General features: G+C 55.0%; 9 protein-coding genes and 1 pseudogene. 5 read left to right on the top strand and 5 right to left on the bottom strand.

Annotated elements, in window-relative coordinates:
- Positions 1 to 733 precede the first annotated feature (733 nt).
- Entirely contained in the window at positions 734 to 1843 is a 1110-nt protein-coding gene (locus HAP95_RS01110; protein ID WP_215882611.1) for an IS91 family transposase, read from the bottom strand.
- Positions 1840 to 2747: pseudogene (locus HAP95_RS01100) on the bottom strand (tyrosine-type recombinase/integrase). The gene HAP95_RS01110 and the pseudogene HAP95_RS01100 overlap by 4 nt, the downstream one beginning before the upstream one ends.
- Before the next feature lie 249 nt (positions 2748 to 2996).
- Here HAP95_RS01100 and HAP95_RS17435 point away from each other — a divergent pair.
- Positions 2997 to 3224, top strand: coding sequence for an HNH endonuclease (locus HAP95_RS17435; RefSeq protein ID WP_215882609.1), 228 nt, complete (start codon positions 2997 to 2999; stop codon positions 3222 to 3224).
- A 195-nt stretch (positions 3225 to 3419) separates the two neighbouring features.
- Here HAP95_RS17435 and HAP95_RS01090 read toward each other — a convergent pair whose 3' ends face one another.
- Entirely contained in the window at positions 3420 to 3887 is a 468-nt protein-coding gene (locus tag HAP95_RS01090) for a nuclear transport factor 2 family protein (RefSeq protein WP_215882608.1), read from the bottom strand.
- A 73-nt stretch (positions 3888 to 3960) separates the two neighbouring features.
- Between HAP95_RS01090 and HAP95_RS01085 the strand changes: the two genes are divergently transcribed.
- Positions 3961 to 4563 carry a TetR/AcrR family transcriptional regulator gene (locus HAP95_RS01085; RefSeq protein WP_215882607.1) on the top strand — a complete coding sequence of 201 codons (603 nt, stop codon included), beginning with the start codon at positions 3961 to 3963 and terminating at the stop codon, positions 4561 to 4563.
- Positions 4564 to 4630: 67 nt separating this feature from the next.
- Here HAP95_RS01085 and HAP95_RS01080 read toward each other — a convergent pair whose 3' ends face one another.
- Entirely contained in the window at positions 4631 to 4972 is a 342-nt protein-coding gene (locus HAP95_RS01080) for an EVE domain-containing protein (RefSeq protein ID WP_368356529.1), read from the bottom strand.
- A gap of 395 nt (positions 4973 to 5367) precedes the next feature.
- Here HAP95_RS01080 and HAP95_RS01075 point away from each other — a divergent pair, with 395 nt between their 5' ends.
- The gene (locus HAP95_RS01075; protein WP_215882606.1) at positions 5368 to 6933 is read left to right on the top strand and encodes a DHA2 family efflux MFS transporter permease subunit; all 1566 of its coding nucleotides are present in this window, start codon (positions 5368 to 5370) and stop codon (positions 6931 to 6933) included.
- Here HAP95_RS01075 and HAP95_RS01070 read toward each other — a convergent pair.
- Positions 6878 to 7564 carry an ArsR/SmtB family transcription factor gene (locus tag HAP95_RS01070; RefSeq protein ID WP_163056458.1) on the bottom strand — a complete coding sequence of 229 codons (687 nt, stop codon included), beginning with the start codon at positions 7562 to 7564 and terminating at the stop codon, positions 6878 to 6880. The two genes, HAP95_RS01075 and HAP95_RS01070, sit on opposite strands and share 56 nt — an antisense overlap.
- 74 nt (positions 7565 to 7638) lie before the next feature.
- Here HAP95_RS01070 and HAP95_RS01065 point away from each other — a divergent pair, with 74 nt between their 5' ends.
- Together HAP95_RS01065 and HAP95_RS01060 are read left to right on the top strand one after the other, a co-directional pair.
- Positions 7639 to 8205 carry a methylated-DNA--[protein]-cysteine S-methyltransferase gene (locus HAP95_RS01065; protein ID WP_163056456.1) on the top strand — a complete coding sequence of 189 codons (567 nt, stop codon included), beginning with the start codon at positions 7639 to 7641 and terminating at the stop codon, positions 8203 to 8205.
- A 3-nt stretch (positions 8206 to 8208) separates the two neighbouring features.
- Positions 8209 to 8688: DNA glycosylase family protein (locus HAP95_RS01060; RefSeq protein WP_215882605.1), on the top strand; the 480-nt coding region annotated here is incomplete at its 3' end.

The raw sequence follows: 8688 nt of genomic DNA, 5'->3' as shown, positions 1-8688 counted from the left end.
ACAACCAGCTTATCAGTCTCATACCATACGCGCTTTTTTGGAGTTTCTGGAAACCAGTGTCGTAGGACTACAGCCGATAGTTGGATTGTCGTCAGATTAAGTCGATATAGTAAAAAAAGTTATAATGATGCTTCACAGGTGGATAGATGTTATTAACTATATGATAGACATAAAAATTATATTAAATGAACAGGTATTATCGGTTGCCCCCATGCTCGACTGGACGTATAGTTAATAAAATATATTATTAACCAATTATTTGTACAATGTTGCACCGTTATGTTGTACCTATGTTGGATTTTATGCCTTGAATCTGTCCATGAAAAACCTCATTTCAAGTCTGGGCGGGTACTGTTGACGATGCTCATGATCCCAGCGCTTTTTCAATATTATTGATGGCACATATGGTTATTTACTCTGTGGGTCATGGATCTAACGAATAAGGTTAGATCGTGCGAAGCCACGATCTAACCGTTTGTTGGACGAGCCCGGTTCTGCGCGCCGACCGGGCTGCACAGGAAATATATATTTGGGAAGTACTCCGATTTGGAGTTTCACTTGGAGGATGTGGGCTATTCCACCCGCTTCGTGCCTGCCGCTGCGGTAGCCGATGTTCATTTTACTCGTTGGCTGGTCGATGCTGCTGCGAATTGCCCAGATTCAAGGCAAGCCGGTGCCTCAGCTTGCGGGCGCTGGCTCCCGATGCCTGCCGAAGGGCGTGGCGCTTACATGGTCAATGCCCTCCCTCGGGAGCTATGGGCGGTGGCATGCCCTCTGAATACCCTGACCGAATCCGCGTTCGCACGATCAACATCACCGCACCGCAGCAAGCGCAGAGAATGGGGGCGCGCGGCTTGACCCATGCCGCCGCCTGGATTGAAGCGCACCTGAGCAGCACCTGCAGCAAGGCGATCAAGCGTTTGCAGTTGGGGTGCAGAAAGCCAAAGTTGCGCGCACGTCTGAATCCCTTGGGCAGCACATGCTGCAACACCAGCCACAGGAATTGTGCGCCGGACACGGTGCGCCGTTCCAGCTTCATGGTCTTGCCGTTGCGATAACGGAAGCTGACCTGGCTGGCAGTGCAGGCGAGGATGTCTTTCTCGGCGATGACGCCCCGGTAAAGATAGCGCCCCAGATAGAGGAGTGCCTTCTCGCCGGTGCCCACGGATTTGCAATCTACCACCCATGCCATGGGGTAATGGTCTGGCAAGGTCAATCCAGCCGCTTCGATGTGCGCCAGCAGCTTCGCCCGGAACACTTTGGCCAGCGCCTTGTGGTTGAACAGATAGCCACCTTTTGCCTGGTTCCGGCGCTTGGTGCGCCATTGCCGGCGTTGGTCGTCGATCGCCGCTGCCGGCATGACCAGATGGACATGCGGGTGGTAATCGAGCCGCCGCGTGTGGGTGTGCAACACCGCGATGGCGCCGGGCGTGCCTTGCAATTGTTTGTCATTGTGGCTGAAAGTGCGCACCGTCTCCCAAGCGCAGCGCAGGAGCAAATCGTAGATGACGCGCGGGTGCGCCCAGCTCAGCGCCCTGAATTCGGACGGCAGGGTAAAGGTCAGCAGAAAGTACTCGGCCGGCACCTGCTTCTGCATCTGGCGTTCCAGCCATTGCTGACTCTCATGGTGCTGGCAGTGGGGGCAGTGGCGATGTCCGCAAGAGTGCGGCACCAGCTTCCGATAGTCACATTCCGTGCATTGGACTTGCATCTTCGGGCTGGCTTCTGTGCGGCATTGCTTCATGGCCGCCAACGCACGATGGTGATCAGGCGTGAGTCGGTTCCGATACTGCGCCAGGAAGTCCGCTTCGAAGGTATTGATGACCTGCGCCAGGCGGATCATTTGACCGGCCCCCAGGAGATGGAGAAGCCATCCATCAGACCGTTGATCCGGTCGAGGGCGTGATGTCTGGTCTGATCGGTCAGGTGGGTGTAGCGGGCGGTGGTGAGAATGGAATGATGGCCGAGGAATTTCTGGACCTCAAGCAGATCGACTCCGGCCTCAATCAGATGGGTGGCATAACTGTGACGCAGGCTGTGTGGCGTAATCTTTTTTTTAGGCCGCAGGATGCGATCACCTGATGCAGCGTGGTTTGCACGCCGGCGCGATCCATCGGTGTGGTGGCACTTGCCGCACCTTGTCTGCCGCCGTGGCGATTGGGGAACAGCAGCACCGGGTTGCGATGCACCCGCCAGAAGCGGCGCAAAATCTGGTGAGTTGCCTGCGGCAGCGGGACGAAGCGATCCCGATTGCCTTTGGCGTCGCGGACATGCACGCGCCCGCGTACCGCATCAATGTCGCCGACCTGAAGCCGCAGTCCCTCGCCCAGGCGCAGCCCCAGACTGTAGAGGGTGAAGTAGAACACCCGGTAGCTGACGACGCGGGTGGCTGCGAACAGCCGCTGGGCCTCGTCGACCGTGACGATGTCCGGCAAGCGCTGGCTCCTGGGAGGCTTGATCAGACCGGGCGCGACCCAGGGCTGGCGCAAGACGTGCGCGTAGTAGAACTTCAGCCCGTACAGGTCGAGCTTGACCGAACTCCAGGAGTGCGAGGCCACCAGATCCATGAAGTAATCGGTGAGTTGTGCTGCGGTTAACGCGTCAATCTGATAATCAAAGTAGTTGCCGATGCGGCGGATGGCGCGGGCGTACGCCTCGATGGTCTTGGGTTGCAAGCCTTTAAGCTTGAGGTGCTTGAGATGCGTCTGGTATTGCCGCTCAAAGTGATCGGCGGTGGGAGTCTTCATGCTGGTTTGTCCTCACGAAATATTGCAGAATCAATCCCTCAGCATTGAGGGGGTGAAGGTGCAGAATAATTCGTGGCGCCGCAGTAGGCGACTCCTCCGCGTAGCGGCTTCGTCCAACAATTCGTCCAAGCGGACGCGCGAAAAGCCGCGCGCCGCTTAACTCCAGCGTTGGGCGTCAGAACTGGATACATAGACAGATAGGTAGATGCAGTAATATATTCATTATGGTGTGAAAAAGGAGGAGTTCCAATGACTAGATGTACCCGCACAAGAGAGCTTGAAGTTCACCATGTTCGGCGTGATGGTGGAAACGACATCGGTAACGCTGAGGTTCTATGTCAAGCCTGCCACAAGGCCACATCAACCTATGGCTCCCCGGGCAAAAGCCCGCCGCCATTTGATCAGGCCACAAAGGAACGTGCACTTCGTAGGGCTAGGAATCAATGCGAATGCACGCGAACTGGTGGGTGTCACTGACGCCCAACCAGGCGCTCCAGCCGACCGCCAAACCGGTGGCGCGGTTCGGCGTCGGCTGAGCTTAAGCGTTTATGGGTGAATGACCGTTATCAGTCTGATGCCGTCAATCAAGGCTCAACGGCGGCTGGGCAATGTTTGCGGTCATCCGGCGGCGATTACAGGGGTTAGAATATCCTTGATTTATCTTTGAGACGCCTACAAGCCTAGAGCGCTTAAACCTGGGTGATCATCGGGTCTTCTGCCCAGAGGCCAGTGATATTTCCGCGCATTCTCCTGGATAGGCAAATCGTTGATGCTGGCAAATCGGCGTTGCATCAGGCCCAGCTCGTTGAACTCCCACAGCTCATTACCATAGCTGCGGTACCAGTGACAGGAATCGTCGTGCCACTCATAGGCGAACCGTACGGCCATCCGATGATCACGGAAACCCCAGAGTTCCTTGATCAGTCGATAGTCCAACTCTTTGACCCACTTGCGCTCCAGGAAAGACTTGATCGCCTCCCTCCCCACTGGAAACTCTGTGCGATTACGCCAGGTCGTATCTTGGGTATAGGCTTGAACGACTCGTTCAGGATCGCGAGTATTCCAAAGGTCTTCGGCCATCCGCACCTTTAGTAAGGCAGTTTCTTCTGAAAATGGGGGAATCAGCGTATTGCTTTGCATCGTTAGTGCTCTCCTCTGTTTCGAGAACGTTTAAGGTAGACCGATCTGTCTACTTCGGACAATTCTAGACACCATGGAACGATCTGTCTACCATGTCATGATGGATACACCTTCCAATCCCGCACTCATGGACCAGACCAAACCTCCTGCGCGTGAGCGCATTCTGCGCACGGCGCACACACTTTTTTATCGTGAAGGCATTCGCAGCACGGGTGTGGATCGCATCATTGCTGAAGCGGGCGTCACCAAGGTGACCTTTTATCGCCACTTCCCGAGTAAAAACGATCTGATTTTGGCCTTTCTGGATTATCGTCATCGTATATGGATATCCTGGTTTCAGGATGCTCTTCAAAGGTACGGCAACAATCTTCTGGCCATTGAACCAGTTTTACAGGAATGGTTTTTTAACCCTGTTTTTAGGGGATGTGCCTTCATCAACGCGTTGGGGGAAATGGGAACAATGCCAGAAATCGTGCATAGAGTTAATCAACACAAAACGGAGATGCGTAAAGTGATTGAGGGCCTACTACCCGACAATTGCGATCGAGAAGATTTGGCAGGTGCCGTCGCCATGGCTATAGATGGTGCCGTAGTCCGGGCCGAGTGGGGAGAGCCGATAGAAGCGATCCATGGATTCAACCTGTTAATAGAGGGCATGCGCTGCCTCACGCCATAGACGTGACGCACCCTGCCCTGTGGATAATTCAGCGGACAGATAACTGTTTGGTCTGTCAGGCCAGCATCTAACGAGCGAAATCAACTCCCATTGCTGCAGCAATTACATTCATATCGTGATCGCTAATGACGAAAACTTCAAAGCGAAATTGGTAGCCCCAGTTCGGTTTTCCGGCTGAGAACTCCAGCCCCCCAAGGATAGGCCGAATGGGGGCCTCTTCGGCAGGGAACCAGCATACGTCCCGCCGATAGGGTTGGAATCCCCCGTCCAGTTCCACCTGGTAGGGCTCACGCTGCTCGATAATACCAATTGCCGTGAATGTCTGTAATTTATTTTTACTGCCGAATTCAACAGAAAAACACCCGCAAAAGGCCATTTCGGAGGCAGTACAGGCTATGATCGTCGACACCTTGGGGGGAAACCTCAGTATTTCGCTAATGCACCTGATATTTCAAATGACTAATGATTCATATTCCGCGATATGGGGCTGTAAATACCTGATTCTGACAGATGGCAAACGAATGACGCTGATTAACACTCCATATACCGCCCTGCGTCTGTCCGTATCCGAAGGACTCAATCATCTACCTAGTGACCTACTCCAGAATGCCATTGATGCATTGCGTTGAAGGTCCTGGGCACCGATAAGCCTGTCTCCAGAAATGGGCCCGGTTGAGTGTTTGAAAATACTGAATCATGAAGGCTGGTGGCGTGTTATCATCGGGCGACAAGGTTCGATGAGAGCGAGGGTTTGTTCATCATCCAATGAAACGTTGACCGTAGCGCAGCCAGTAGTATGCGCGCATGTCAACAAACCTTTCTCCAGCAAAAGGCAACACCGTTGCGCAGGACGCATCGGCATCACCTCCTTATCGATTTTGGCTCAGTGTGGCGCTGCTGGCTGCCACCGTCATGCAGGTGCTGGACGTTACTATCGTCAGCGTGGCTTTACCTTATATGGCCGGAAGCCTTTCTGCCAACACCTCCCAGATTAGCTGGGTAGTGACCAGTTATCTGGTCGCGGCCGCCATTTCCACGCCGTTGACTGGATTTCTGGCGGCGCGATGGGGACGACGCCGGTTACTCTTGGCCAGTCTCGGCGGATTTGTCGTGGTTTCCGGGCTTTGCGGAGTCAGTCAGGATCTGATGGAGATCGTCTTTCTGCGTCTACTTCAGGGTTTGGTTGGAGCGCCTCTCCCTTCTTTGGCACAGGCCATGCTGATAGAAGCCTATCCCCCGGAAATGCGAGGACGAATCACGGCGCGTTGGAGTCTTGCCGTAGTCGCGGGTCCCATTCTGGGGCCGGTGATTGGTGGCATCCTCGTTACCCATCTGGACTGGCGGTGGGTATTTTACGTGAACTTGCCTGCAGGCTTATTGGCCTGGATGCTGGTCTACCGTTTCAGCAGTCCCTCCACCACTATCGAAAAACGCCGTATTGATCTTCTGGGCTTCGCCGGCATGGCCATCGGCCTGGGTGCCCTACAGGTAGTGCTGGACCAAGGCAATACGATGGGTTGGTTCAGTTCGCAGCGGATCGTGATTCTGACCATACTGGCCGTGTTGACGCTCGGCTTTTTCCTCTGGCGGGCACTGACTCGAGGCGACAGCATCGTTCATCTCCGTTTGCTGAGGAATCGGGATTTTGGGATCGCCTCACTAGCATCGATCACCTTTGGCGCGGGTTTCTACGGCATCGTGACCTATCAGCCGATATTCCTGGAACATCTGCTCGGCTACCCGCCAGAGACTGCAGGATGGATTTCCGCAACCCGCGGGATCACGGCAATGTTGGGGATGCTGCTAACCGGACGCCTCATCCATCGCACCGGGCCTCTGGTCTGGGCGTTAACTGGATGCGTGATCAGTGCTGTCGGTGGATATGCCATGACTGGGTATGATCTCCATATCGGGCTGTCGGCGGCTTTGTGGCCTGGAATCCTTCAAGGGATCGGTTTGGGAATGGCTTTTACCGCCATCGCCACGCTCGCCTTTCGCTCTCTCCCCAAAACCGCAACAGCGGATGCCGCTGGCCTCTTTGGCGTGATGCGGGTATTGGGCGGTGCCATTGGGGTCTCCCTGATGTCTACGCTGTTGAGCCATTGCACACAAAGCGCCTGGAATCATCTGGGAGGATTTGTGACTTCCTTCAATCCGGCTCTCCATGATTATTTGAACGCACTGCCAACGTCATCGCTGCCAGCACAGTTCACATTGCTTCAGCAGGTTCTGCTGCGACATGCGGAAATGCAGGCCTATCTCAACGGGTTCTACGCGCTTGCAGCGATATTCCTGCTCAGTACCATAATCCTGCTCATCGCAATTCGATTTCGAGATAGCGCCACAACTCGGTCTGGCCAGCGTGGGTAATGCGCAAAGCCCGACGGTGCGAACTGCTGCGTGCCAGCCATCCAGAGTCAAGAAAAGTTTCCAGCATGGCCGCACCCAGTACGCCCCCGAGGTGGTAACGCCGTTCGCTCCAGTCTAGGCATTTACGGGTAAACGCCCGGCGGCTCCGGGGATCTGGCTGAATATTTACACCGAGATCGCAGAACCAGCTCGCGCCCGATGTTGTGACCCTGTAGTCGCGTTCATTTTCGATAAGGTAGCCCTTACGGACCAAGGCGTCCGTCATGGCAACACCAAGCTGCCCGGCCACGTGATCATAGCAGGACCGAGCTTTTTGAAGGGGCTGGGCAGGTTTCGGATACGGGGAAGATCTCGCAGAGCGGGCCAGCGGCATGAGGGCTTCGATCGCCTGCGCCACCTCCGGACTGGCCAGCAGGTAGTACCGATGTCTTCCTGACGTCACCATGGCCAGAAAGCCTCCGGAAACCAATTTTTTGAGATGCGCGGTCGCTGCCTGGGGGGACAGTCCAGCAAAGCGGGCCAATTCACCGGCTGGTCGAGACTGGCCGTGCATGAGTGCAAGCAGAATCTCCGCTCTGGCGGGAACAGCCATCAGCGCTGCCACAGAAGCGACGTCCGGATCTTCAATCATATTTCCACCGCTCATGAAACATTTAGCCGGTCGCTAGCATACCATTTACCCATCGCAGGTGACGAGGCATCTCCATGCAGACCCAAACATTAGTACCGAAGAGTTTGTACCACACTGTACTGGAAACCCCTTTCGGGAAACTGTACGTCGCATATGCCGAAAAATATCTTTGTCTACTATCCGGCGACGAACTGACATTACTCCTGGATATCTATCGGCTCTATGGCAGATTTCCGGCCAGAAACGATGCTATGAGCGCACGGATGATCGCCGACATACTCACATCTGTACTGGGAGATAGGGCTTATCGCGGTCCACTCTTGTTCCCGTCCCATACGCCATTCCAGCGGCAAGTTTTAAAGAAGTTGCAGGAAATTCCGAGAGGAGAAGTGCGCAGTTACGGATGGTTGGCGAAGAGATTGGAACACCCACGCGCCAGTCGAGCCGTCGGGAACGCCTTGGCCTGGAATCCTTTCCCTTTCGTTATCCCCTGTCATCGGGTCATCCGTGCAGATGGCCGCCTGGGGAAATATTCCGGTGGTGGCGACAACATGAAGGCCAGACTGCTGGCGTATGAGGGCGTTTCCGTTGGACAGGGGAAAGACGGCACATGGAGACTACATGAAGGCCAAGGTGGCTGACCTATGACAGGAAATCGCGTCACTATCCCGCTGCCCGTGGATCCGCCCTACAGCTTTCGCTGGGCGATGGAATATCTGTGGAGTTCTCCCTCCACCGTTCTCGAAAACGTGGATCCCAATGCTGGTTTGCAGCGGATGCTGTATCTGGACGGAATTCCAGTCCTCCTGGTTTTGCGCAGCGAGTCAGAAGACGTTGAACACCCGGCACTTTTCGTGGAAATACAAAGTGACCGGAAAATTTCTCGGGCCATCCGCGATGCCGGGCTGCATTGGGCCAGGAATACCCTGAACCTTGACCAAAACCCTCGCTATTTCCTCGCCCTCGGAAAACAGGATGCTCCCCTACGTCAACTTCAGGAGCAGTTCCGCGGTATGCGCCCCGTACGCATAGCATCCCCATACGAATCTCTCATCTGGGCCATTATCGGTCAGCAGATTCATGTTGCCTTCGCGCGTCGTCTCAAATACCGCTTTCTGGAACAC

This window comes from Acidithiobacillus sulfurivorans (assembly GCF_018853815.1).
In the GTDB taxonomy this organism is placed as follows: domain Bacteria; phylum Pseudomonadota; class Gammaproteobacteria; order Acidithiobacillales; family Acidithiobacillaceae; genus Acidithiobacillus; species Acidithiobacillus sulfurivorans.
This window is presented reverse-complemented; position numbering and strand designations above follow the sequence as displayed.